Source organism: Litoribacillus peritrichatus (assembly GCF_039537985.1).
GTDB classification, from domain to species: Bacteria; Pseudomonadota; Gammaproteobacteria; order Pseudomonadales; family Litoribrevibacteraceae; genus Litoribacillus; species Litoribacillus peritrichatus.
Genome location: NZ_BAABBN010000004.1, coordinates 1,240,630 through 1,264,136 on the forward strand (window position 1 = coordinate 1,240,630; position 23,507 = coordinate 1,264,136).

General features: G+C 43.5%; 22 protein-coding genes. 11 read left to right on the forward strand and 11 right to left on the reverse strand.

What is annotated here, in order from left to right; genetic code table 11:
* Positions 1–104: 104 nt before the first annotated feature.
* Positions 105–1,766, forward strand: coding sequence for an FMN-binding glutamate synthase family protein (locus ABD744_RS06830; RefSeq protein WP_344796771.1), 1,662 nt, complete (start codon positions 105–107; stop codon positions 1,764–1,766).
* A gap of 81 nt (positions 1,767–1,847) precedes the next feature.
* On the opposite strand, the gene ABD744_RS06835 is transcribed toward ABD744_RS06830, so the two are convergent.
* A complete protein-coding gene (locus ABD744_RS06835) occupies positions 1,848–2,687 on the reverse strand; it encodes a M90 family metallopeptidase (RefSeq protein WP_344796773.1) in 840 nt (279 codons plus the stop codon).
* Between the two features lie 186 nt (positions 2,688–2,873).
* Here ABD744_RS06835 and cobU point away from each other — a divergent pair, with 186 nt between their 5' ends.
* The 3 genes from cobU to ABD744_RS06850 are packed head-to-tail and all read left to right on the forward strand — an operon-like array spanning position 2,874 to position 5,043.
* Positions 2,874–3,392: a bifunctional adenosylcobinamide kinase/adenosylcobinamide-phosphate guanylyltransferase gene (gene cobU, locus ABD744_RS06840; protein WP_344796776.1), complete on the forward strand. Its 519-nt coding sequence runs from the start codon at positions 2,874–2,876 to the stop codon at positions 3,390–3,392.
* Positions 3,393–4,484, forward strand: a complete 1,092-nt coding sequence (cobT, locus tag ABD744_RS06845; RefSeq protein WP_344796778.1) for a nicotinate-nucleotide--dimethylbenzimidazole phosphoribosyltransferase — start codon at positions 3,393–3,395, stop codon at positions 4,482–4,484.
* Complete coding sequence (locus ABD744_RS06850) at positions 4,471–5,043, forward strand: histidine phosphatase family protein (RefSeq protein WP_344796780.1); 573 nt, start codon at positions 4,471–4,473, stop codon at positions 5,041–5,043. Before cobT ends, ABD744_RS06850 begins: the two co-directional genes overlap by 14 nt.
* Before the next feature lie 8 nt (positions 5,044–5,051).
* On the opposite strand, the gene ABD744_RS06855 is transcribed toward ABD744_RS06850, so the two are convergent.
* Complete coding sequence (locus ABD744_RS06855; protein WP_344796782.1) at positions 5,052–5,789, reverse strand: SIR2 family NAD-dependent protein deacylase; 738 nt, start codon at positions 5,787–5,789, stop codon at positions 5,052–5,054.
* Between the two features lie 253 nt (positions 5,790–6,042).
* Between ABD744_RS06855 and ABD744_RS06860 the strand changes: the two genes are divergently transcribed.
* The 3 genes from ABD744_RS06860 (at position 6,043) to ABD744_RS06870 (ending at position 7,844) form a co-directional block, all read left to right on the forward strand.
* Positions 6,043–6,474: a hypothetical protein gene (locus ABD744_RS06860; RefSeq protein WP_344796784.1), complete on the forward strand. Its 432-nt coding sequence runs from the start codon at positions 6,043–6,045 to the stop codon at positions 6,472–6,474.
* 162 nt (positions 6,475–6,636) lie between these two features.
* Complete coding sequence (locus tag ABD744_RS06865) at positions 6,637–7,305, forward strand: DsbA family protein (protein ID WP_344796786.1); 669 nt, start codon at positions 6,637–6,639, stop codon at positions 7,303–7,305.
* Between the two features lie 170 nt (positions 7,306–7,475).
* On the forward strand, positions 7,476–7,844 hold the full coding sequence (locus ABD744_RS06870) for a DUF6164 family protein (protein WP_344796788.1): 369 nt from the start codon (positions 7,476–7,478) through the stop codon (positions 7,842–7,844).
* A gap of 97 nt (positions 7,845–7,941) precedes the next feature.
* Here ABD744_RS06870 and ABD744_RS06875 read toward each other — a convergent pair whose 3' ends face one another.
* From ABD744_RS06875 to ABD744_RS06885, 3 genes are all read right to left on the reverse strand, one after another.
* Positions 7,942–9,180: a saccharopine dehydrogenase family protein gene (locus tag ABD744_RS06875; RefSeq protein ID WP_344796790.1), complete on the reverse strand. Its 1,239-nt coding sequence runs from the start codon at positions 9,178–9,180 to the stop codon at positions 7,942–7,944.
* 205 nt (positions 9,181–9,385) lie between these two features.
* A complete protein-coding gene (locus ABD744_RS06880; protein ID WP_344796792.1) occupies positions 9,386–10,441 on the reverse strand; it encodes an SMP-30/gluconolactonase/LRE family protein in 1,056 nt (351 codons plus the stop codon).
* Between the two features lie 125 nt (positions 10,442–10,566).
* On the reverse strand, positions 10,567–10,974 hold the full coding sequence (locus tag ABD744_RS06885; RefSeq protein ID WP_344796794.1) for a YacL family protein: 408 nt from the start codon (positions 10,972–10,974) through the stop codon (positions 10,567–10,569).
* Between the two features lie 132 nt (positions 10,975–11,106).
* On the opposite strand from ABD744_RS06885, the gene ABD744_RS06890 reads away from it, so the two are divergent.
* On the forward strand, positions 11,107–12,648 hold the full coding sequence (locus tag ABD744_RS06890; RefSeq protein ID WP_344796795.1) for a DNA recombination protein RmuC: 1,542 nt from the start codon (positions 11,107–11,109) through the stop codon (positions 12,646–12,648).
* 50 nt (positions 12,649–12,698) lie between these two features.
* Here ABD744_RS06890 and ABD744_RS06895 read toward each other — a convergent pair whose 3' ends face one another.
* From ABD744_RS06895 to ABD744_RS06905, 3 genes are all read right to left on the reverse strand, one after another.
* A complete protein-coding gene (locus ABD744_RS06895; RefSeq protein WP_344796797.1) occupies positions 12,699–14,837 on the reverse strand; it encodes a CHASE domain-containing protein in 2,139 nt (712 codons plus the stop codon).
* Positions 14,838–14,881: 44 nt separating this feature from the next.
* Positions 14,882–16,588 (reverse strand): putative bifunctional diguanylate cyclase/phosphodiesterase, encoded by a 1,707-nt coding sequence (locus ABD744_RS06900; RefSeq protein WP_344796799.1) that lies wholly within the window; start codon positions 16,586–16,588, stop codon positions 14,882–14,884.
* Between the two features lie 162 nt (positions 16,589–16,750).
* Positions 16,751–18,565, reverse strand: a complete 1,815-nt coding sequence (locus ABD744_RS06905; protein WP_344796802.1) for an ATP-binding protein — start codon at positions 18,563–18,565, stop codon at positions 16,751–16,753.
* 393 nt (positions 18,566–18,958) lie between these two features.
* On the opposite strand from ABD744_RS06905, the gene ABD744_RS06910 reads away from it, so the two are divergent.
* Both ABD744_RS06910 and ABD744_RS06915 read left to right on the forward strand, forming a co-directional pair.
* Complete coding sequence (locus ABD744_RS06910; RefSeq protein WP_344796804.1) at positions 18,959–20,146, forward strand: hypothetical protein; 1,188 nt, start codon at positions 18,959–18,961, stop codon at positions 20,144–20,146.
* Between the two features lie 76 nt (positions 20,147–20,222).
* Positions 20,223–20,849 (forward strand): DUF938 domain-containing protein, encoded by a 627-nt coding sequence (locus ABD744_RS06915; protein WP_344796806.1) that lies wholly within the window; start codon positions 20,223–20,225, stop codon positions 20,847–20,849.
* Positions 20,850–20,859: 10 nt separating this feature from the next.
* Here the strand turns inward: ABD744_RS06915 and ABD744_RS06920 are convergent, their stop codons facing one another.
* Positions 20,860–21,744 carry an ROK family protein gene (locus ABD744_RS06920; protein ID WP_344796808.1) on the reverse strand — a complete coding sequence of 295 codons (885 nt, stop codon included), beginning with the start codon at positions 21,742–21,744 and terminating at the stop codon, positions 20,860–20,862.
* Positions 21,745–21,835: 91 nt separating this feature from the next.
* A complete protein-coding gene (locus tag ABD744_RS06925; RefSeq protein ID WP_344796810.1) occupies positions 21,836–22,327 on the reverse strand; it encodes a DUF2269 family protein in 492 nt (163 codons plus the stop codon).
* A gap of 119 nt (positions 22,328–22,446) precedes the next feature.
* Here ABD744_RS06925 and ABD744_RS06930 point away from each other — a divergent pair, with 119 nt between their 5' ends.
* Entirely contained in the window at positions 22,447–23,058 is a 612-nt protein-coding gene (locus ABD744_RS06930) for a TetR/AcrR family transcriptional regulator (protein ID WP_344796812.1), read from the forward strand.
* 21 nt (positions 23,059–23,079) lie between these two features.
* Here ABD744_RS06930 and ABD744_RS06935 read toward each other — a convergent pair whose 3' ends face one another.
* On the reverse strand, positions 23,080–23,484 hold the full coding sequence (locus tag ABD744_RS06935; RefSeq protein ID WP_344796814.1) for a gamma-butyrobetaine hydroxylase family protein: 405 nt from the start codon (positions 23,482–23,484) through the stop codon (positions 23,080–23,082).
* Between the last annotated feature and the right edge of the window lie 23 nt (positions 23,485–23,507).

The window sequence follows — 23,507 nt, forward strand, 5'->3', positions numbered from 1 at the left end:
CTTTGGATATACTCTGTTGATTAATTATTTTCATGTCTACGATTGTAGAAAAACCTGAATTCATTTACGTTCTGGTTCTGAATTCAGGTTTGTAAGGGATACGCATGACAATAATGCAAAAGGTATATTGGTTCATCGCAACAGTGGGCAATCTGGTCGCGCTGATCGCTTTTAATGTTGCAGAAAGTTCGTTGGCCACGGCCTTTTTACTGTTTAGCTTAGTCTATACTGTTGTTGGTTTTTATGACCTGAAATACAGTAAGCATAATCTTAATCGTCTTTATCCTGTTGTTGCTTACCTTCGTTATTTTCTTGAATCTTATCGGGTCGAAATTCAACAGTATTTCATTGCGAATGATACAGAAGAGCGGCCATTTAACCGTGAACAGCGTTCTTTGGTTTATCAAAGAGCCAAAGGTGTCAGGGACACGATTGCGTTTGGTACACAACGCGATTTACTTGAAGAAAACTACTTGAGCCTGTGGCACTCATTAAGCCCTAAGCACGTGAAAGACGATGTAAAGCGCATTACCATCGGAGGGCCGGATTGCACACAGCCTTATGAGGCGTCTTACTTAAATATCTCGGCCATGAGTTTTGGTTCTCTGAGCAGTAATGCCATTGAGGCTTTGAATTCTGGTGCTAAAAAAGCAGGGTGTTTTCATAACACAGGCGAAGGCTCGGTCAGTCCATATCATTTGAAACACGGTGGGGATATTGTTTGGCAAATCGGTTCTGGGTTGTTTGGCTGTCGGGATGAAAATGGTCGCTTTAACCCGAATATGTTTGAGCAAATGGCCAAAAAACCTCAAATTAAAATGATCGAGATTAAGCTCAGTCAAGGGGCTAAACCGGCTCATGGCGGTGTACTGCCTAAGGCAAAAATTACACCTGAGATTGCCGAAATACGACATATTTCGATGGATAAAGATTGCATATCTCCAGCAGTAAACCCGGAATGCACAACACCAGTCGCCTTGTTACATTTTATACAGAAATTGCGGGCGTTAAGTGGAGGTAAGCCGGTTGGGTTCAAACTGTGCATCGGAAATCCAGCGGAATTTTTAAGTGTTTGCAAGGCGATGCTGGAAACAGGGATTACCCCTGACTTTATAACCGTCGATGGCGCGGAAGGCGGCACCGGTGCCGCCCCTGTAGAGTTCAGTAACCGACTTGGTATGGTGTGTCTGGAAGGTATTTACTTTGTGCATAATGCGCTGGTTGGCGTAGGTCTCAGGGATAAGATTAAGATCATTGCCTCAGGAAAGACGGCCTCAAGTTTTGATTTGCTTTCCAAGATTGCTATGGGTGCAGATTTAGTGAATGCAGCCCGGACCATGATGTTTGCGCTGGGGTGTATCCAGTCGAAAAGCTGTAATACGAACCATTGTCCTACAGGGATTGCTACGCAAGATCCAGCTCGCTCCAAGGCGATTAATGTCGAGGATAAAAGTAATCGTGTTTATAATTTTCACAGAAAAACTTTGGACAGTTTTTATGAGTTAGTGGGAAGTCTTGGTTTGGATGATCCCGCAGATCTGGCTCCTCACATGGTGAAACGCAGAACGCCTTATGGCCTGTTGATGGCCACAGGCAGTTTGGTTGAACCTCTCAGGCCCGATGCACTGGTAGAAGGGTTAGTTTCTAACAAGCAATGGGCGCATTGGTGGCAGTGCTGCAGTGCCGATCAATTTTACGTTGAAGATTTCACAGTGATTAAACCTGAAGAAATAAAGCTGACTCCTCAGGCGATTCTTGAAGAATAACGCTTGTTAGAGAGTGATTTAAACACATCGGGGTTCTCCGAAATGTTATAGCTTCATTTCAACGTAAGAGGTTGAGAACCACTATAAGTTATTCAGGCAGCACCGCTTGTATTTTTTTCCACTTCCACATGGGCAAGGGCTGTTTCTTGTAGGTTGTATATCGGCCTCAATTTCAGCCAGGTTCTGCTGATAAAAGTCGCTTAGATACTCGTAAAGTTTTGGGTGCTTTTTCTGAAGCATTTTTGGTCTTTCAAAAAAGTACTCGGAAGCAACCGCCAGAAACTCAGCTTTATTGGTGGTCGCGTATTCTCTGATGTTGCTTTTCTTATCTTCAACTTCGGATATTTTGTGTTGCACCAAATCAAACCAAGGGGCGCAGTATTCAAATTTCTTTACCCGTTCAGGAAATCCGTCGCAGTTTCCATCGGCCATATCAACCAAATGTACAAATTCGTGAATGCCCACATTTTGTTTGTCTCTGTCGTTGGCAAAGCCCTGATGTAATGCCGGTTTGCTCAATGCCATTTTTCCTGCCATCGGGCCAGTGCCTACCATTCCGGTGATTCTTGCATCTGGGCCGCCACACTCGAACTGCTCGTTAAACATCGCGGGTAATAGATAAACAGTTTTGATGTTGATGTAGTGCCAGTTAGGGAAACCCCAAACCGGAATGATGGCACTTGCCGCGACCAGAAGTTTGTCTTGATCTGTAACTTCTACAGCTACACCGCCTTCAACCGATGTGGTTGTTAAAAATAGCAGGCAACGTTGCTCAAACCGTGTTTTGTCTTCATTGGATAAATTGCGATAAAAACTCACTTTGCTATTCAGGAATGCGGACCATTCGGGTTGCCACGGAGGTAATTTTGTGGGTTTCTTGGTGAATAGGGCGCTAAAAAAATCTTTGAGGGCTTGGAACATTGACTTTTCGATCCTTGAAGTAGTGATCCTGATATTTCGGTTATATAACGATTCAAACTCCGTTAGAATCTTCCGCGAGACTGAATTCTACCGGATGTTGGAAAGCTCGTTATGATAATTGATTCGTAAAGTGAAGTAATCCGCATAGGCATCTGATTTGATTAATTTTGTAAATAGGTTGTTTAAGTGAAGACACTTATATTGGGTGGGGCTCGCTCGGGCAAGAGTAAATTGGCGGAGCAATACGCCTCTGAAAGTCAATTATCGGTGTGTTACATCGCTACCAGCGAACCCACTGATAAGGAAATGTCTGAGCGGGTACGGTTGCATCGTGAACGTCGACCTGATCATTGGGGGTTGGTTGAAGAACCCATTAAATTAGCCGACGTTCTCAAAGCGCAGGCAACGAGCGAAACCTGTATTTTGGTGGACTGCCTAACACTGTGGCTGACTAACTTGCTCATGTTGGAAGATCAGTCTCAATTTGAAAGTGAACGACAAGCCTTATTGGATGTTTTCCCCACCTTACCCGGCCAGATCATTATGGTCAGTAACGAGACCAATATGGGGGTCGTGCCGATGGGTGAACTTACGCGAAAATTTTGTGATGAGGCAGGGTTACTTCATCAGGCGGTTGCTGAGATCAGTGAACAAGTAATTTTGACGGTGGCGGGTTTGCCTCATTTTTTGAAAGGACATGCTTAAATGTTGGATTGGTTGGAAATTTCTGTAAAGGCCCTGAATAAAGAGACAAAGGCAGCTGCGCTTGATCGACAGCAGATCCTGACGAAACCGGCCGGTTCATTGGGAAAGATGGAGTCTCTTGCTGTGAGTCTGGCGACGATGCAGGGTTCTGAGCGACCTTCAGTGGATAAGACCTTTATTACGGTATTTGCTGCCGATCATGGGATAGCGGCTGAAGGGGTTTCTGCTTATCCGCAAGCCGTTACCGCACAAATGATTGCCAACTTTCTGGCTGGCGGCGCGGCCATCAGTGTTTGCGCAAGAGAGTTAGGCGCATCCTTGGAGATTGTTAATTTAGGAGCGGTCGAGCCTTTACCCCATGAATTTATAGCTTTAGCAGAATCCAGTCAAAGTCAGTTCCATCAAGTGAATATTTCAAACGGTACTTTGAGTTTTCTGACTCAACAAGCCATGACCGAAGAGCAATTAGTGCAGGCAATGAATGCCGGAAAAGAAGCGGCGGAAAGGGCGTTTGAACAAGGTGCTCAGTTGTTTATCGGTGGCGAAATGGGCATTGGTAATACCACCACCGCCACTGCGTTAGCTTGTGCGCTGTTGAATCGTCCGGCGCTGGATATTGCTGGCCCGGGCACAGGGATTACGCCTGAAGGAATTAAATTTAAAGCTCAAATGATTGAGCAGGCCATTGCTTTTCATAAAGCCGCTTTTTATAAAACAGAGGTGGTAAATCCGTTAGCAATTCTGACGTGCTTAGGCGGGTTTGAAATTGTTGCGCTTTGTGGTGCGTATTTGCGTTCGGCCCAATTAGGCTTGCCTGTTTTGGTCGATGGTTTTATTTGTTCTGTGGCTGCGCTATTTGCTCAATCTCTGAACCAAGAATGCCGGGAGTGGATGGTATTTTCTCATCAATCGGCGGAACCCGGCCATCGTATTATTTTAGAAGCGATGAATGGAGAACCAATATTGAAACTTGAAATGAGGCTAGGAGAGGGCAGTGGGGCAGCCATCGCTGTTTCGTTATTAAAGACGGCCTGTGCATTGCATAATCAGATGGCGACTTTTGCTGAGGCGGGTGTTGATGACAAAGGATAATTCTTTAAAGTCATTAACGCTGTTAAGGCACGGTATCACCGAAGCCGGTAAAGCATACATCGGTGTGACCGACGCGATATTGACCGAGGAAGGGAGGCAACAGATGCTGACTTCCGTTGGTCAACGTATTTCAGAGGTAGGCCATCCTGAATGGGATGTCATTGTGACATCGCCTCTTTTGCGTTGTTTATCCTTCAGCAAAGAACTTTCTGCGATGTTGTCTATTCCATATGAAACTGACCCGGCCTTTCGTGAATATGACTTTGGTGTGATGGAAAACCTGACGGCCATCGAAGTGCTGGATCAACATCCTGGCGTGCTGGAGCGTTTTTGGGAAGACCCGTTGAGTAACCCGCCCACGAACGGAGAGTCTCTCTCTGACTTTGATCGTCGTATTCTCGACGGACTGGCGGACATCTATGCCCGGTTCTCTGGTAAGAGCGTCTTGCTTGTTGCTCATGGCGGCGTCATTCGTGGTTTGTTGTGCCATAAACACGACAAACCGATTCAGGAGCTGATGAATTTTGAAGTCAATCACGGCCAATTGATTAGTTATTAGGGCGATTGTTAGTCCGCCCTTTCAATGTACTCAGATGCTTTCATTCTGTGGTAAGTCGTATTTTCATAAGGGATTCTAACCGGATAGGGGTCAACCACTTCAATGGGCTTGTTTTGGGTGACAGCAATTTCTAATGCCATCTGAGTGATGTTGACGCTGAACGATGTACCCATAAAAATGATTTTATCGGCGTCAATCATTCTTTGTTGCGCTTCACTGATTCGATACAGCTCGGTGTAATATTCATCAAACAACAAAACATAGGGTTTGAAAGACTGGCTCTTCATAGGCTTTCGTGTGGAAAGGCTGATTTTGAATACCTCCAGCAGTGACTCTGTGAGCGAAGTCTCGTCTACTGAATCCCATGGTGCTTGTTGGGTAGCCACGTTGTCCCCTTGAGTATGGAACAGTGTCATCTGATCCAGTCGGCCATGAATGGCTATGTAGTTTTGGTTTCCGGCTTTTCCATCTAGACCATCAATGTTTTGGGTGATTAAATTTTTGTTGGCAAGCCAGTGGTGTACTTTGTTTGGGCCATGGTTTCGATACGCTGCAAACCGTTTGTAGTACCAGGAAAGAAACTGCTCCGGGTTTTCTTTATACATTCTTCGTGTTGCCATTTCCTGAGGCGTATAGTTTTTGCTGCCTATTTTCCAGAAACCGTCCTTCCCCCGGAATGTAGGAATGCCACTTTCTTCACTGACACCTGCGCCAGTGATGTAAAGGATGTTGTTTATTTCGTTCACAAAAATGCCTTTGTTAAAAATTCAAAAATGACGTGTTCAGACGTTCTTTGATGGATTGATAAGAGTATGAATTAAAAGGTGTTAAAGCAAACTAATGCCTTTGTATGAGCCAAAAATAAGACCCTGTGTTCTATTAAAGCAGTTTGTTCTTAAATGACAATTATTAGGGTGTTCAGTCTAATTTTGGTTGATATGTTCGTGACCATACAGGGGCGTAAAGCGCTAAATTTATATCTGCAGAGTGAGTAATCTAATGAGCAAACTTAAATCAATTCAAGCCAAAGTTGAAGGTTCAATCGAAAGTGGTATCAATACTGTTGAGCAATACTACAGCTCTGTAGCTGGTAAGACGTTCGACTATGTTGAGACGATCGAAGAAAAAGCGAAAACAATCACAGCGAAAGACATTCGTGAGAAGCATAACGAAAAAGCAGTGAGTGCTTTTCAGAACGTTCGTTCTTTGAACGCAAGTGCCAGTGAATTTGTAAGCAAGCTTCTTTCGAAAATTGAAAAAGACGTTGAAGACGTTGTTGAAGAAGTAAAAGACGCCGTTGAAGATGTTGCAGAAGAAGCGAAAGAAGCGCTTGAGACTGTTAAAGAAGCGGTTTCCGAAACTGAAGCACCAGAAGCCAAAGAAGCGGCTAAAAAGCCACGTCGTTCACGCAAGAAAACTGAAGACGCATAATTCGAGCGTTTTAATTGGTTCAAAAAAGGGCACTTCGGTGCTCTTTTTTATTGCCTGAAGAAACGTTTTTCTTTCTGTGGTTTAATAGTGCAACAAATCCTCACAGCAAAAGAACTTTGATTGCACAGAAATTAATGTACAAAATACTCATCGCGAAGAATTATGACCGCCACACTCTATTACATTCATGACCCTATGTGTTCATGGTGTTGGGGTTTTAGACTTACCTGGGACGAGCTTCAAAATCATTTACCTCGTGATTTGGAAATTCAGTACGTGTTAGGAGGGCTAGCTCCGGATACCCATCAGCCAATGCCTATGGCTCTTCGGCAAACCATTCAGCAACACTGGTATAGAATCAATGATCTATTGGGAACGGAGTTTAATTTTGATTTTTGGTCTTTCAATACGCCAAAGAGATCGACTTATCCTGCGTGCAGGGCCATTATCGCGGCCAAGGTAATTGCTAAGAAATACAACTTGAATCTGGACGTTGGCAAAATAATGGTGGATGCCATTCAACGGGGATACTATTTACGAGCAATGAATCCATCAGAGAATGATATTCTGGAGACGTTGTTTCAAGAAGTGGCAACTGAGTTAAGTTTACCCGTTGAGGCGGCTTCAGATTTTCGGACAGTTTTAGATTCTGATGAAACTCATGAAGTATTGAATGGACAAATTAAGTTGGCCCGAAACCTATCGGATGCCGGATTTCCTTCTTTGGTTCTAGAATGGGGAGATCAGCTGTATCCTATTGGTATTGACTATCGAGACTGGCAATCGATGCAGTTTTCAATCTCGAATATTATCAACACAGTGAGACCTTAGCACGGACTGTGAAACGATTTAGAACAAGGCAAAAATCAACGAAAAAGCTGAGTCAGTGTGCCCCTTTGGGTATTACTGATCGTAAATGAGCATTTTGAGGCGATTTTTAACGCTGTTATTAGTCGTTGTAGCTTCCGCGCAATAGTCTCACCGCAAATTAACGGGTGTATATGCCTTATTTGATTTTTAAACTGAGTGGTGTTCCGGAAGATGAAGCAGACGATGTTCGTCATCTGCTTGAAGAAAACGCCATTGATTTTTACGAAACCACGGCTGGTCGGTGGGGCGTTTCAATGCCAGGAATTTGGGTTCATGATGAAGCGGATCACGAGCGATCTCGTGGCCTTATCGACCAATATCAGCAGGAACGTCATAGCCGGTTTAATGAAGAATGGAGGAAGCTTGAGACTCAGGGAAATTTACCAAGTATCTGGACCAATTTTCTGCATAACCCTTTCAGGTTAGTACTGGCGGTTATCGCAATTGCTTTTGTCTTGGGCTTAACGTTGTATCCGTTCTTAGACTTACTGGATTTTTAATTCAGTGTTGTGTTTGTTTTGTTGTACTGCTTTGCATTGAATGAGGCCTCAAAGTCGATCATTGAGGCCTTATTAAAACAACGATACATCTGATTTTTTAGTCAATAACTTCAAAGTTCAAATCTGCTTTTTCGGTCAGCCTCCGAATAAAGCGATTATCAAATGCTGTCGCTGGTGTCCAGAAGCCGCCAGGCTTATCTTCTTTTTTCAAGTCCAGCGCAAGGAATGCCGCTGCTTGTCCCAACATCTTAGAGGTTGAACCGTAACCTGGATCGCCTTGTCCTGTTACTTTGGTCGTGATTTTTTGACCTTTTGATGTGGAACCGACAAAACGAAGGTCGTAATAGCCGGAAAGCTGCTCTTTTGGCGACGGGCCTTCGCCGGGCTTAGGAAGAACAAAGCGCTCTAAGGCCCAACGACTTGGTTTTATGGCTGCGCCAATCAGGAATCCTGCCAGACCTGCAACGACAACGTTGGCTTTCAGACGACCTTTGAAACCCGGCCCTGTTAACATAGCTTCATCGTATTTAAAGTCTTTTCCATAAGCGTTGTCTGAAAGAGCATTGGAACGATGCACTACCCGAGTATTGATACCTGCCATTACGAATGGCGCAGCCCATGCGTTTAAGTCCTGATCAAACTCAGTTGTGCTGACATTGTGTTGCCTCGCTGTGAAGCTGTGATTTTCAGGGCAAATTGAATAAGGGTTGGCCAGCTCTTTTCGAAGCGCAGGGTTTGCTGCGGCTTCTTTGGTTATATTGACCATACTGGCAACGGTACCACCAGAAGCGCCACCTTTTGCTGCTTTTACTCGCATTTTAATGGTATTACAGTGCTCACCCAATTGTTGTTTGGCTTGCTGTTGAAGGAAGTACACGCCCATGTCGGAGGGTATTGAGTCAAAGCCGCAGCAATGCACAATTCTGGCGCCGGTTTTTTTTGCTTGAGCTTCGTATTTCGTGATCATTCGTCTGATCCACTGAACTTCACCCGTCAGATCACAGTAATCGGTACCAGTTTCCACACACGCCTTGACCAGTGGTTCGCCATAGAGCGCATACGGGCCCACCGTAGATACAACCACATTGGTTTGCTTGCACATGGCTTCTAGCGCACTTTGATCAGCCGCATCTGCAATAATGACCGGTAGCTTGGATGCTTCGATGCCGCATTCTTGCTTCAGAGTGTTCAGTTTGGATTCTGAACGGCCAGCCAGTGCCCAATTCAGCTGCTCCTGACCTTCATTGTTGAAGTTGTTTAACAAGTATTTGGTTAAGATTTGGCCAACGAAACTGGTGGCTCCGAAGACTACGATGTCAAACTGTTTTTTGCTCATGCGGTCATCCTTAAATGCTGTTGTTATTATTAATACCCTGAGATTTTTTAATACACTGTAAAGTTTAATACAAAGCAGGTTACTTTAAATCCTAAGGAAGTTCATCCTTCAATTGGATGAGTTGATTCGTATTTATTACAAAAATAAAAAAGCGGCCATGAAGGCCGCAAATAGAGTAGGAATGAAAATACGATAAAGAGATTGATCAGTCTAACGAAGCAACAATGTCACAAGCGTTAGCACTGTTCAGGTCAAATGGCATTGTTGCAGTAGATAGACGATTCCCGAAGGATGAATTTTTCTCCTGTAACAAGCCTTTTTCTGTCACTAGCAAGTCGTAACCACTGAACAGTGGTGGCTGACCGATAGCGATAGAACTGGGTGAATTGAAAGCCAGAGCGCCGGTGTCTGCAATTTCAACAAATTCTTCTTGTCCGGTGGTGTGATTAAATTGCCGTTTAACGTACTTAACACTGCCGTTGAGATAACTGGTCAGAGCAACACCGCCACAATAGGGCATGATATCGTCAACTATGGTGGCCAAACTGCCTTTCCACATCAGTGTTTCATTAGGTTCTGCAAGGCCATTGATTTCAATTGTGGTCGGAACGGTTCCGTCTTCAGCGAATGCATACCGTTTTACTGCGTTACCATTCGATACGTAAACATAATTATCGTCGGTTCGAACCCCGTTAGGTGAAGAAAGCCCGTGATTCACACCAATGAAATCTTCCTCAAGTGATGAAATAAAAGGTTGTGGGCCTGAAAAGTCTAACGTTAGTTTTGCAATGCCTGAAGTCGCAAATAAATTATAGTCAGCCACCAGCAAAGAACCGTCCTTGGTGAAAGCAATGCCGTTTGGAAGCGCTAACTGGTCATATACATCGTTCTTGCTCGGTGTTATGACGTTGAATTTAAAGTCAGAGTCGTTGACGTTGGCTGCGAGCAGGTGGTTATTGGTAAAAATAAGCCACTTGGTTTCAACGCATGAAGAAATGACCCAGTCACCGTGTTGCGCTATGCCAGTAAAGTTACACTTTAGTGCTTTACCTGACTCATCCACATACAAAGGGGTGGGTGTAAAATCGTTTCCGTTGCCGGATACTTGATAGATGTTGTTTCCGCCGGAGACTAATAACCGGCCATCTTCTAAGAACAATATATTTTCGGCATCTCCAATCTGAGTGACGTTGTGTTTGTCTATGCAGCCAGTCATGGCAGCAGCAAGAGAAGCAATAGCAATTGCTTTGGGGAAGTTCATGGGCAGTCCTTTTTTGTTTTTATTTTTTCTGATCTTCAGATAAACAAAAACGAAAGGTAACTAGCCATTTGGGTAGGAGGGGTTAATTGTGCCTGAATTTAGATGCTTATAATTCATTTATCCGTTTAGGGGAAAACAAAGTCCAGCCAAGCATGGATAAGGTCTGAGAAGTCTTCCAAGCCACACATTGCTGTGCCTTGCTGGTCATCCAAAGCCAATTCATCGTGTTCAAAGCCTAAATCCTGACTGTCATCACTTACTGCACAAAGTTCATCATTGAACGCTTCAAACCCTACGTGGGTGGCACCTACAACGGCATCTTCCTGGGTGAGTTTCAGGCTATATTCTGAGCCTTTGAGAATGAACTGGTCAATTTTTTGAGCTTGAAGTGCTTCAATTTGACTAAGAATGTGGTGAACTTTTTTTTCATCTGAAGCCATTTCTTCAGTTAACCAGTGGCCAAATGCTTCATGATCCATAGAGCAAGTTGCAACAGGCTGTGAAGAGTAGTCGGAGGAGAATTGATATTCCATAGTAAATGTATGCCTGATCGAAGATATTTAGAAGCCGAAACGGAAGGGCGCCATTTTAACGAACTTGTGCCTTTATAGAAGTCTTTCTCGGTGTTATTTTGTGCGATTCACTGATTTTAAGGAAGTACCCGAATGGATTTGACTCCGTTTACGCTCACCGCTGGCTCAGCAATGTTATTTATGTCGGTTTGTGTTGGTTATCTTGTTGCGTTGGTTCAAAGTCGCAAAACTAAAGAGTCTTTTGGTATTGAGCTTGCCCGTGCGGAACAGTCGTTGGAGTTTGAAACGGCGCAACACCAATTAACAAAGGCAGAATTTGAGTCAGTGAAGTCTCAATTACATGAAGCCCAGTCAAACTACCATAGGGCAGAGATTCAAACGGAGAGGGCACAAACGGAAGCATCTGCAGCCAAACAGATGTCTGAAACATTAAAAGAGCGTGAAGCGAATAAAGTTCAAGAATTGCAGTTAATACGGAATGAACTGGAGTCTGCGAAGCAGGCATTAGCAAAAACTCAGTCAGAGTTAACTGAACTTAGAACTAGCCATCATGAACGTACGATCAAATATCAGGAACAGTTGGCGTTACTTGAGCAAAATAAAGTTCAAATGACGAAAGATTTTGAATTGTTAGCCAACCGAATATTTGAAGAAAAGGGTAAGTCGTTTTCTCAAAACAGCCAACAAGCAATGAACTCTATGCTTGAGCCTTTCAAAGAACAAATTAAACACTTTCGTGAGCGTGTGGAGTCCATCCATACGGAAGATACCAAAAGCCAGGCCAGCCTGGCTAAAGAACTTGAACAGTTACGGGCATTGAATCAACAGATCACCGATGAAGCTCATAATCTGACGAAAGCGCTTAAAGGGGATAATAAAAAACAGGGATCGTGGGGCGAATTACAGGCTGAAATGATTCTGGAAAATTCTGGCTTGTCGAACGGTGTTGAGTTTTTCAGAGAGGCAAACTTTAAAGATGAAGAAGGAAAGAACAAACGGCCTGATTTGATCATTAGTCTGCCGGGTGGCAAAAAAGTCATTATTGACAGCAAAGTTTCTCTGGTTGCCTATGTAAACTCTGTGGAAGCGGAACAAGAAGAGGACACTAACCAATTTCTGCAAGCCCATGTTGAGTCTGTCAGGGCCCATATAGCAGATTTATCGGGTAAGGATTACACCAACCTGAACGGAATGAATTCTCCGGATTTTGTGCTGATGTTTATGCCGATCGAACCTGCATTTTTAGCCGCCGTTGAGCATGACCGCACGTTATTTAATTATGGCTTTGAACGCAATGTCGTGCTGGTGACCCCAACGACTCTTTTGCCTATAGTACGCACCATTGCGAATCTGTGGGTATTAGAGCGAAGTAATGAACAAACTCGTGAAATTGCTGAGCAGGCTGCAGGGGTGTTCAATCAGCTGTGTGTGTTCTCTGAGAAAATGCTTAAAGTTGGCAACGGCCTGCGTCAGGCGACGAAAAATTATAATGACTCCATTGTCTCTTTAGTAGGGCAACAAGGACTCTACAATAAAGTTTCTAAATTTAAGGATTTGTCAGTGAAGGTTTCCAAAACACTGCCAGATCATAGTGAAAGCTTGTTAGATGTAGACGACGAAAAGCTTCGCATGAATTTATTATCTGAAGCTGGTGTGGCGGAACTTGATTCTTGATCTTTGAGTTGATGACAGTTCACTTGAATTACTGTGTCTGAGTACTACAACTAAACATCAGTTAACTTTTTTGGCCATGTGAATATAAAGCAGGTTCCGCTTTCGCCGTCGGAAACAATTCTGATGTTGCTTTTATGTTGTTTCAGCATTTTCTTGACGAACGCGAGGCCCATGCCGCTCCCTTCGACTTCGTCCCGGGGCTTGAGTGTTTTGAAAAGTTCGAATGCTCGGTCATGTAATTTGGGGTTGATTCCTGGCCCATCATCACATACCGAGAATTCATATTCCTGAGCTTGATCGGCTACGGAGATGGTAATTGTTCCTTCAGATTTGTGATGATGTTTTATGGCATTGCTGATCAGGTTTCGAAAGATGACTTCTAACGGCACAAGTAAAGACTCAAATACTGGCATTTCGTTTTGAATGACCAGTTTGAAGCCCTTGGGCGGGTCAAGTAAATCAAAGATTGATGTCACCATGAACTCAATATCTACTTGCTGAAGTTTCCCAAGATCTCTTCCTAAACGAGAGTAGGCCAGTAGGTCATCTAATAATTTTTCGAGCCTCGATGTACGGTTTTGTAATAGCGTTAAATTATGTTTGGTTTCTTCGGTGGCTATCTCTTCAATGTCTTCTGCTATCCAAGCGGAAAGCTGCATGATGCCCCTTAACGGCGCTTTCAAATCATGCGAAGCAATGTATGCAAAATCGTTTAATTCTTTGTTGCTGCGCTTCAGTTCGTTGGTCATCTCCACGTGGGAAGACATATCAAAAATAGTGGCTAAAAACTTTGAACCCTCGCCATGTTTAAAAGGTGCGATACCAATTTCGGCTGGAAATAGGTTTCCGTTTTGTGTTTCGCAGACTACCTCTTTGTTGGATTGGGTTTGATGTTCAATGGAGTCCCAAAAGGGCAATTCGATGTTATTGGCTTGGTTGTCAGTGCTTAAATTGTCAGTGTTTTGGCTATCAGCGCTTTGGGGGTGGTCATTGCCTTGTCCCTCGTATAAGCCTTGTGGAATTAATTGTTTGATTGATTTCCCTTCAAGTTCTTCCTGTGAATACCCAAATAATGTCACTGTGTGTGGGTTTGCAATTTCAATGATGCCTTTTTGGTTAATGATAAGAATGCCGCAAGGTGCAATTTCACTGATGCTCAATTTCTGTGTCATCTGGATGGCGATCTCAATGGCTTTTTTATTGGAACGGGCGAGGGCTATAAACAAGAAAAGTAGCAGGCTATCGATGACAATCCCACCGAGCAGGATGAATGTGGACTGATAGGTATCAGCACCTTCCCGGAATGCATGTGCGGTCTGTATGCTAAATCGCCATGGGCGGCCATACATATCGATCGAAACTGTCTTTTGATAAAGCGGTTGGGCATCGTAATAAGGGTTGTCGGATGTCAGCTCATTATACAAAACGTCATTATTGTCATGAACGCTGAACAGTAATTGTCGGTGTTTTTGGGCTAGGGCGCCTTCCATCAGTTTATACATGATGAAGGGGGCGTAGACGTGCCCAATAAAGTGCTTCCTTCGCTTCTCAACCGTACCGATGTCTTCGCTGTTATAAAAAGGAACATATTGTAAGAACCCTGGTGTTTGTTTTGAATCCTGAACCAACACAATGGGGGCGGTAATTTGTGGAACGTTTAAATCTCTGGCTTTAAGCGCTGCCTGATAACGATTCGATTCAAAGGCCATATCGAGACCAATGGCTTTTTCGTTATTTATTACGGGTTCAACGTAGGTTATGGGCCAATATTCGTTTTTGTTGTGGGGTGGGTGGATGATGTAACCCGGGCGAAGCTCTCGTTCTTTGAGTAAATAGTTGTTCAATTTGTTGGGCGAGATGTAATAAATCACGCCAATACCGTTAATGCCGGGATAACTTTTGTGAATATGAAGCGTCTCTGAAAATCGTTTCCACATGTTTACATCGGCGCCTTTTTGAGCATTGATTGCAGCAACGCCAGCACGCAAGGCATCTTCATAACGGGACATTCTTTCTGAAATCAAGTCCAGAAGCTGTTGAGACTGAAACTCAAAACGCTGCTGTAGTTTTTCTTCTGTTTGGGTTTTGGAAATATACCATGCGGCCAAGGTTAGCAGCAGAGATAAGCTGACGACTAACCAGTGAAACCAGTGCAAACTTGCGGCTGCTTTTAAACCTTGAGGGGTCATTTGATTATGTCCTTAGAAAACAGCATAAAAGTAGTAAAGATTTCTCAGACGTCACTTTGGTTAATAAACTTGCTCTCTATGTCTTTTGTGGTGGCAGGCTTTGAGAAGTAATAACCTTGAGCCTGTTGTATTTTAAGTTTTTGGCATAGGGCTTGATGTTCGTCAGTCTCGATGCCTTCCGCAACGATGTCTAATTTTAAGATGGATGCCATAGATACAATGCTTTCTATGAGCGTAGTTTTTTGGTCGTTCAAATCAGATAAGAGACTCCGATCAATTTTTAGAACAGAGAGAGGGAAGTCCTGCAGTTGTGTCAGGGACGATAACCCGGTTCCGAAGTCGTCTAAAGACAGTTTTACCCCAAGTTCATTGAGTGCTTTTAACACGGCTTTTGTTGATTTAGCATTTTTAATCAGAGCCGCTTCAGTGAACTCGATGCTGACTGAACTTGGTATGGTGTTGTGTTCTTTCAGACAGGCTTTGACGTGTTCAACAATGGATGAATCTGCCAGATGAGAGGCTGATACATTGATGGCCATAGTTAAGGGAGGTGTTCGGGCGGAACTGTTCCACCTCGCTTGTTGTGAAAGGGCTTCAGAAATAACCCATCGGTCAATATCTATTATTTGGTGTGTTTCCTCTGCAATTTCTAAAAATTGCTCGGGCAAGCGGATGGTGTTTGTAACTTTCCAGCGGACAAGCGCTTCGAATCCGAGTACTTGATGAGCGTCAGTAGGGTTGATGATGGGTTGATAATGAAGCTGTAACTGGTTTTTATTAATTGCCTGCTTTAACTCGGTTTCTGTTTTTAATCTTGAATGGAACAGCTCCTGCATTTTGGGCTCAAAGAAGCAAACCTGGCCTTTACCTTGTTTTTTAGCCCGGTACATTGCAATGTCGGCAAACTTAAATAAATCGTCGCTGGTACGTTGATATTCGGAGCACAACGCAATTCCGATGCTGGCAGAGGTATTAATCGTAACAGACTCAATTTCGACGGGTTTTTGAAGTACTCGTAAAATTCTTCTGGCCACCAGACTGGCATTTTCCGGCGACTCGAGACTGGTTAAAGTTATAGCAAACTCATCGCCGCCCAATCTTGAAAATAGTTCATTGCCCCTGAGACAACCTTTGATACGGGAAACGATTTTATTGAGCAGAATATCACCTACATCATGACCGTAAGTGTCATTGACTGATTTGAAATCATCCAAGTCAAAAAGAAGCAAGGCCAATTTGGACTTGTTACGCCGGTTGTTGGCCAGTGCCTGCTTGAGAGATTCATCAAATAAATACCGGTTAGAGAGGCCGGTTAATGCGTCCGTTTCGGCCAACGATTTTACTTTTTGAAAGGTTTCGAACAGCTGTTTTTCGAGATCAAAACGGGTTGATGCATGAAGCAGGGCTCGCCGTAAGCGAGTATCGGTGATTTCTGACTTTGTGATGAAATCCTGAGCGCCGGCTCGTATGCACTCTACTGCAAGCGCTTCGTCTTCTGAGGCACTCATCATGACGATGGCAGTGTCATTACTTCTTGGTTCGTTTCTGATTTCCATCATCATTTCAATGCCGTCACGTTCTGGCATACGGTAATCTAAAAGAACAATATCGAAGTGCTGTTTAGCGTAACACCTTAAACCTTCGTCGACGGTGATCGCCTCAGTGATGTTTACGTTTAAGTTGCTTTTTTTTATTGTTCTTATCACCAGGGCCCGATCAACCTGGTCATCATCAACGATCAGAATGTCCATTTCCTAAGCCTGTCTTAATAATTAAATTATTGATTTCTTAACTGAGCGCAAGCTAATCATAGGTTCCCATAGCTCTTTAATTGTTATAACAGTTTAGTACAGTTTTATGATCCGGTTATGAATATTGATAATGTGTAATAGGGTGTAATATTTTCTGAATGTTTAATGAAACGTGGTATAGGCCGGCTTAATTTCCGTTGTGTAAATGTGTTGGTAGTGATCGTTTTTATCCCAACGTTTGGGCCAGGTAAATTTTATTTCCGTTCCTTCACCTTCATCAGATGCCAGCGACACCTGGCCACCATAAAACTCGACAATCTTTTTGATTAGAGCGAGGCCCATGCCATTTCCTTTAACTTCGTCCCGGGAGCGGAATGTTTGAAAAAGATTAAAGGCTTTAGTGTGAAACATTTTGGCAATACCTGGACCGTCATCGATGACCGAAAACTCATAGTAATGTTCACTATCTTTACATGTAACTTCTATGTGGCCTGATGATCGGTTGTGGTGATTAATGGCATTGCTTAACAGGTGTTTAAATACTTGTTCTAAATGAACTTCATTGGTTGTAAACATGGGTAGTTTACTGGTGGTTAAACTGAACTTCGGCTTGGCGGGGAGACTGGCGAAGATTTGTTCAACTAATCTATTCGTGTCTACCTCATGAGAGTTTTCAATATTGTGGTTGATCCTGGAGTATTCCAGAAGGTCGTTCAGAAGTTTTTCCATTCGGTAAATACGGGCATGTAAGAGTTCTAAGTTGTCATTGGTTTCTTTAGTGGCGGTTTCATTGAGTTCTTCTTCAATCCAGGCAGTAAGATGCTCTATCGCCCGAAGTTGCGCATGTAGGTCATGAGAGATGATATAAGCAAAATTGTCTAACTCTTGGTTAGATCGGGCGGTATCGGCACTTCGTTTTTCGGCTTCTTTTTTTAATGTTGAACTCAGTTGACTCACTTGTTTGGCTATTTTGTTAAATGAGGACTCAAGAAGACCGATTTCGTCGTTATGCGGTGTGTTAATTTGTAGATCCATACCCTCCAAGACCATGGCGGCGCCCTTTTTCAGAGCCCGAATGCGCTTGAATATCACCAGATGTACCGCCAGGTAAATTAAACAGAGGCTAATAACCACTATAAAAGCGCTATAGAGAGCAATCATCTTTCGCGACTCAATGATGGGTTCGTCCATGAAGGACTTTGAAACCTGCAATTTAATAGAAAAGTCTCTTTCTCCGAGTTGAAGGGTTCTCTCTCTGAACATCATGCCATTTGGCTGAGTCCATTTTTTACCTGGTTGCGATCCTAAGATGACCCGGTCTCGTAATGTAGTTAAGACCATGGAGGCGTTGTGCAGTTGCCAAATCGGGTTGATGAAATATAAGTGCGTTGGTGCAGCCGTGTGCCAATCGAGAGAGGAAACCACCCAGCCAGTAATTTTCTCTCTGTGTTTGAGCGGAACACTGATCCATTGGGTCTCATGTGTTGATTGGTCGATGAGTGTTTTGATCTGATCGTAAGTGGGCGGGGCAATAAATGAGGTTGCTTTCAGTGCATCGCTTCTGTGAAACCGAGCAAGGTTTCTTCCAAGGATTTTATCTTTTGGAAAAGTATCCTGAATGTTATCTCTAAGTGAAAGAGCGGTGATGTTTTTTAGCTCATCTACGATCATCACGTAGTTAAATAGGGTGTAGGCACTGGTGATGCCATTTAATAAAGTGTCGGTGTTTAGGCGCTTGTCTTCACCGGGAATAAGTTCGTTGAATAGGGTATCCGCGATCAATTGTGTGATCTTCAGTGCTTCTGTTTCTTTATCTTTAATTGCAGAAACAAACAAAGACAGTTGATCGTCCAGTTGTTCGTTGCTTTTATCCTGTAAATGCTGAGATATTTTTTGCTCAATGATGAGTGCAGAGGGGAACACTACAGACAGAATGCAGATAAGAATAATCGTTATGAGTTTGATGTGAATTGTCAAAATGCCATTCCCCATCTAATCTGCTTAAACCGCGCTTTGAAGAAAGAAAGCTCACAAACGCTGGGGTCGTATACCAGATAGTACGAACGGAGGGGCGCCGAAAATCTCATTGCAGATAGAGTTTCAAAACAATCAGTACCGTGTTTTGTTTTGTGTTGGCTGCTCATTGATATTCATACTTCTTATCAGGGGCCAGAACCGTGGAGGTAGTTATAGATATAGCTCTACCCGGTTTGTTTGCAATGAAAGCGAGAGGGTTTTACACCTCAACAGGCATATGTCTTAAATCATTTGATGGATATGTCTTATGCGAGCGAAGAGAAACAAAAAATGAATCGAATCAGTCGGTGATTTTGGTTCAATGGGAGAATCCTCAGTAAAGGACTTGCAGGCATGACGATAAAATTAAAAAACACACTCATCGCTTTAAGTAGCGGCTTTCTGTTTATTTCAACCGCTGTTGCAGTGGAAGGGTACCCTGATGTTTATTTGGATCGAGAGCAGACCATATACATACAAGGTATGACCTGTGGTGACTTCAATAAACCTAATACACTGAAACCTTCAGCTGTATACAGTAATAGCAAAAAAATACTGACAGGAACGTATTACTTCTCTTCTAAATACGGAAACTTTTCATATACTTTTGCGCCCATCGAAGGTCAGCCTGCGGAAATTATGAAGCGAGGGCTGCTTACTCAGGGTGAGACCAGTAAAGATAAAATGAAGATAGATCAGTGCCTGGTTGGGCCAATTAAGGGACTTCCGCCCCAGATTCTGAAAAACCTTCAATTACAAACGTTGGCGCCAAACGATCTTAATTGGGGCAGAACGATGGAGCAATATGCGGTCATCACCGGACGCCCCGCCTTTTCGGCAGGCAACTATCAAGATCCCCGATTAGTGAAAGCAAACTTGTCTTACGATCAACAGGTTTATGATGCAAATCAGGCTTATAAGAAAGCATTGGAGGTAAAATTCAACTCTGAATTCAGACGTCTTGTATCTGATTTGCCAAAGAAAGTGGAAGAGGCAATTTTGTATGCTCGGCAAGAAGACGGATTCATACAAAACAAACAATATCCTGTGGTAGAGAAGCCTGAAGTGTGGACTGCAACTTCAGAACGTCGTTATAACGATCAATTACGCTCATTACAGCAAATGCACGCCTGGGATAATGTCATTCAGAATAATTTTGATTGGTTACATCAGTTAGTCGGTAAAGAAGCTGAGTTAAAAGAAATAAAATTGGCCAATCAAACTTCGCTCGCATGGAATGAGCAATCTATTCATCGTACGGCCACGGTGGCTGTAATGTTTGATGATGGTAAAACCCTTGAGTTGGACTTTACAGTGAAATCGGAGGAAATTGATGAAAGTGTGTTTGAGAGTTTAGAAACCATTAAGGTGAAGTCTGAGAGGGAACGTCAGAGTATGATTGTGAAAAAAAAGGAACCGAGAGTCCTTCAACCTGTCTCAGATGCAGAGATGTTAACTGTTTACAGTCCGACTGAAAAAGTGAATCTGTTTTTCTCTCCATTCAGAGATAAAAAACCAGGCGATTCTTTTCGTTATTACTGATGTCGTTATTACTGATGCCATTATTACTGATGTCATTAGTACTGATTAAAAATTTGATGAGAGCATAAAATATTTCATGGATGATCTGACTACCTATTTGAACTATGCCCCGGCTGCCGACAGAAACAAAGAGCCGATATGGAAGGAGCTTTGCCAAATACTTGAGCCGGATTATAAGGTTCTTGAAGTCGGGGCAGGCTCAGGTCAGCATGCTTTATTCTTCAAGTCGTCAATGCCTGAATTACACTGGCAGTGTGCGGATCAGGACGAATATCTGGTTCCCCTGAAACTGAACTTAAACACATTAGCACCGGGCCAATTTCCCGAGCCATTAGTGTTGGATGTAGAGTCTTCGTCTCAAAAAGCCGAAGCAGCAGGCAAAGGCCCTTATGATGCGGTTTATTCTGCAAATACCTTCCATATCATGAGTTGGGCAGCTTGCGAGCAATTTTTTCAGTTTGTGGCTCAAGTGGTTAATAAGGGTGGCTATTTTTGTTTGTATGGGCCTTTTCTATACGAAGATCGGCAAACGGTAGCAAGCAACCTTCAGTTTGATGTCTGGTTAAAAAACAGAGATCCGTTAAGTGGCGTCAGGCGATTTAATTCCGTTGCGGCTCAGTTAGCAGAGTATGGTTTCAAGCTGATTAAAGACGTTGACATGCCAGCGAATAATCAGTTTTTGGTTTTTCGTAAAGAACCTTAGAGGCTCTTTTTCAATCCCATAACCATGCGGCACCGCGAACACCGCTGGAGTCACCATGTCGGGCTTTTACTATCTGTGTGTTAATGGTATCTGAGAACACATAGTGGTTCAGAAGCTCCGGTAAGACTTCATAGAGTTCATCGATGTTAGACATGCCTCCACCAAGAACAATAATTTCAGGGTCTAGAATATTAACCACTCCGGTGAGACTGGCTGCCAGCTTTTTTGCGTAATCTAAGAAATGAGCTTTTGCGATCATGTCTCCTGAACGCATGTTTTGTATGATTTGTTTTGCTGGCAGGTCTTGTTGATGTTGTTGCCGGTAATCAGCTTCAAAGGCCGGGCCGGAAAGGTATGTTTCGATGCAGTCTTGTTTGCCGCAGTAGCACTTTCTGGATTCCAGAAGATAATGGGTTAGGGGATTGTGACCCCATTCACCCGCGATACCATTACTGCCGTTGATTAAGCCGTTGTTGGCGACAATGCCGCCGCCTACACCCGTGCCAAGGATGACTCCAAAAACACTCTTTGCGCCAGATGCAGCACCGTCGCAATACTCAGACCAGGCAAAGCAGTTCGCATCGTTTGCCAGTCGGACGGGTCTTTGAAGTCGTTCAGATAAATCTTTGTCCAGGGGATTGCCGATCAGGCATACGGAGTTTGCATTTTTTACGACGCCGGTGGCTTCAGAAAGTGTACCGGGAATTCCGACCCCAACCGGTGTGCCTGACGGTGTTAAGTGTTCCGTGTTATGCACCAGTTGGGCAATGGCCGTCAGAATTCCCTGATAATTGCCTTTGGGCGTGTCACAGCGTTCTCGATGCACAATTTCATGATTGTCGCTAATGACAACGCATTCAATTTTGGTGCCGCCTAAATCAATCCCTATTTTCATTGTCTGACTTGCCCGTTTTCAAAAACTGCATTATCAAGAGCTGTTCAGGGCTTGTCTATATGTTGCAGCAAGATTGATGCTTTGCGGTGAATTAAGTAAGTGGCTTGGCTACCATCCAATAAATATTCAGCAAGGGGAGAAGTGTGGCCAGTGTTCCAAACCCCATCCAGAGTTTGTTGAGTTTCCAGTATTGATCTGGGATTGGCTGATCATTTTGGAATGTTTTCGCTAATTTAGCTTGTTTGAATTGAAGAGGAATCAAGATTGCCGCCCAGATAAGACCGCTTACCATGAACAGCCAGTATCCCCAGTTCAGCCAATAGGTGTTATGAATATCCAAACCTTGTTGCATTGTTTGCCACATCCCAGTGCCAATGATTAAGCCGGCCCCAGTGGCCGTAAATACGTAGTCGGTCAAAGTGACTTGTCTCTGAGCAAAAGCGATCACGTCCGGTTTGCGGGTTTTGTCGGCCATTACTTTCCACCACGCAGTGATAATGATATTGCCCAGAAATAACACCATGCCCAATAAATGTAAGCCTTTTAAGATCAGGTAACTGTCGTACGAGGTTGAAGCATCCATTCTTATTTCTCCTGTTTTTATTTTGACTGATTTAAGTTGACGCTGTCTACATTTAAAAAATAAAAGAATCCGTTGACACTGTCAACATGAGAATTAAAATACCGGACATGAAAAAATCAATGACTGAAAAAGAACCAAAGAGTACCTACCATAAGGTCAACTTGAGAGAGTCCTTAATCACTGAAGCGGCAAGAATGATTCAGGAAGAGGGCGTGGCATCAGTGACGTTGCGTGGTTTAGGGCAGCGATTGGATGTATCGAGAACGGCACCGTATCGTCATTTTGAAGACAAAACGGATTTACTTTGTGCGGTATCAGAATATGGATTTACCTTGTTTCGCCAAGCACTGGAAACAGAACGCCTGAGTCCGGGTGTACGGGCTATTTCAAGGTTTCAAAACATGGGGCGTGCCTACATTCACTTCGCACTGGAGAATACTTCGTATTACAGCTTAATGTTTCGTGAGCCGACAGTGGTTGATCATCAAACTGCATCACTGAAAGCAGCAGGAGATGCAGCGCTTAACGAATTAAAACTGATTCTCGAAGAATGCCAGAATGAAGGCTTGGTGGCTCAGGAGAATCTGGACCTTCAAGCTATGTTTGTTTGGTCCGGTATGCATGGTTATTGCAGTTTACTATTGGATAAATACCAAGGCGAAGAGGGTGAATTATCCCGAATGACAGAGTATATGGTTTCTAAAGTGCTGCAGGGCGTTTCCAAGCATTAAGCTGTAAAAGAAGGCAGAGCGTTATCTGCTCTTGCCTGCTTGCTCTAGCTGGGCCAGATAGTTTTCCCAATTTTCTTCATAACGGGCTGCAAGTTCCCAAAGATAATTCCATGTGTAGATGCCGGTATTATGCCCGTCCTCAAAAATCAGTTTAATGGCATAACTTCCTTGATGCTCAATGCCCGTGATACTGATATTTCGTTTTCCGTGTTGGAGGGTCGCTTGATCAGGTGTATGACCACGTACTTCCGCTGAAGGAGAAAATACCCTTAGATATTCGGAGGGCAGACCTGCGCTTTTTTGTGGTGGTTGAACTTCATTTGCGTAAATGAGCTCAAGCTTTTGCGACATACGGTGATATACAACTTCAACCGGAATTTTAGAACGATCCACTTTTGAATGTTGTTGACTGAACTCTATAGCCATGATGGTTTTAACCTTAAAACGTA

Coding starts and splice junctions, on each gene's coding strand:
- ABD744_RS06830 (WP_344796771.1), top strand. CDS start 105: ATGACAATAATGCAAAAGGTATATTGGTTCATCGCAACAGTGGGCAAT.
- ABD744_RS06835 (WP_344796773.1), bottom strand. CDS start 2,687: ATGTTCCAAGCCCTCAAAGATTTTTTTAGCGCCCTATTCACCAAGAAA.
- cobT (WP_344796778.1), top strand. CDS start 3,393: ATGTTGGATTGGTTGGAAATTTCTGTAAAGGCCCTGAATAAAGAGACA.
- ABD744_RS06850 (WP_344796780.1), top strand. CDS start 4,471: ATGACAAAGGATAATTCTTTAAAGTCATTAACGCTGTTAAGGCACGGT.
- ABD744_RS06860 (WP_344796784.1), top strand. CDS start 6,043: ATGAGCAAACTTAAATCAATTCAAGCCAAAGTTGAAGGTTCAATCGAA.
- ABD744_RS06865 (WP_344796786.1), top strand. CDS start 6,637: ATGACCGCCACACTCTATTACATTCATGACCCTATGTGTTCATGGTGT.
- ABD744_RS06870 (WP_344796788.1), top strand. CDS start 7,476: ATGCCTTATTTGATTTTTAAACTGAGTGGTGTTCCGGAAGATGAAGCA.
- ABD744_RS06875 (WP_344796790.1), bottom strand. CDS start 9,180: ATGAGCAAAAAACAGTTTGACATCGTAGTCTTCGGAGCCACCAGTTTC.
- ABD744_RS06880 (WP_344796792.1), bottom strand. CDS start 10,441: ATGAACTTCCCCAAAGCAATTGCTATTGCTTCTCTTGCTGCTGCCATG.
- ABD744_RS06885 (WP_344796794.1), bottom strand. CDS start 10,974: ATGGAATATCAATTCTCCTCCGACTACTCTTCACAGCCTGTTGCAACT.
- ABD744_RS06890 (WP_344796795.1), top strand. CDS start 11,107: ATGGATTTGACTCCGTTTACGCTCACCGCTGGCTCAGCAATGTTATTT.
- ABD744_RS06895 (WP_344796797.1), bottom strand. CDS start 14,837: ATGACCCCTCAAGGTTTAAAAGCAGCCGCAAGTTTGCACTGGTTTCAC.
- ABD744_RS06900 (WP_344796799.1), bottom strand. CDS start 16,588: ATGGACATTCTGATCGTTGATGATGACCAGGTTGATCGGGCCCTGGTG.
- ABD744_RS06910 (WP_344796804.1), top strand. CDS start 18,959: ATGACGATAAAATTAAAAAACACACTCATCGCTTTAAGTAGCGGCTTT.
- ABD744_RS06915 (WP_344796806.1), top strand. CDS start 20,223: ATGGATGATCTGACTACCTATTTGAACTATGCCCCGGCTGCCGACAGA.
- ABD744_RS06920 (WP_344796808.1), bottom strand. CDS start 21,744: ATGAAAATAGGGATTGATTTAGGCGGCACCAAAATTGAATGCGTTGTC.
- ABD744_RS06925 (WP_344796810.1), bottom strand. CDS start 22,327: ATGGATGCTTCAACCTCGTACGACAGTTACCTGATCTTAAAAGGCTTA.
- ABD744_RS06930 (WP_344796812.1), top strand. CDS start 22,447: ATGACTGAAAAAGAACCAAAGAGTACCTACCATAAGGTCAACTTGAGA.
- ABD744_RS06935 (WP_344796814.1), bottom strand. CDS start 23,484: ATGGCTATAGAGTTCAGTCAACAACATTCAAAAGTGGATCGTTCTAAA.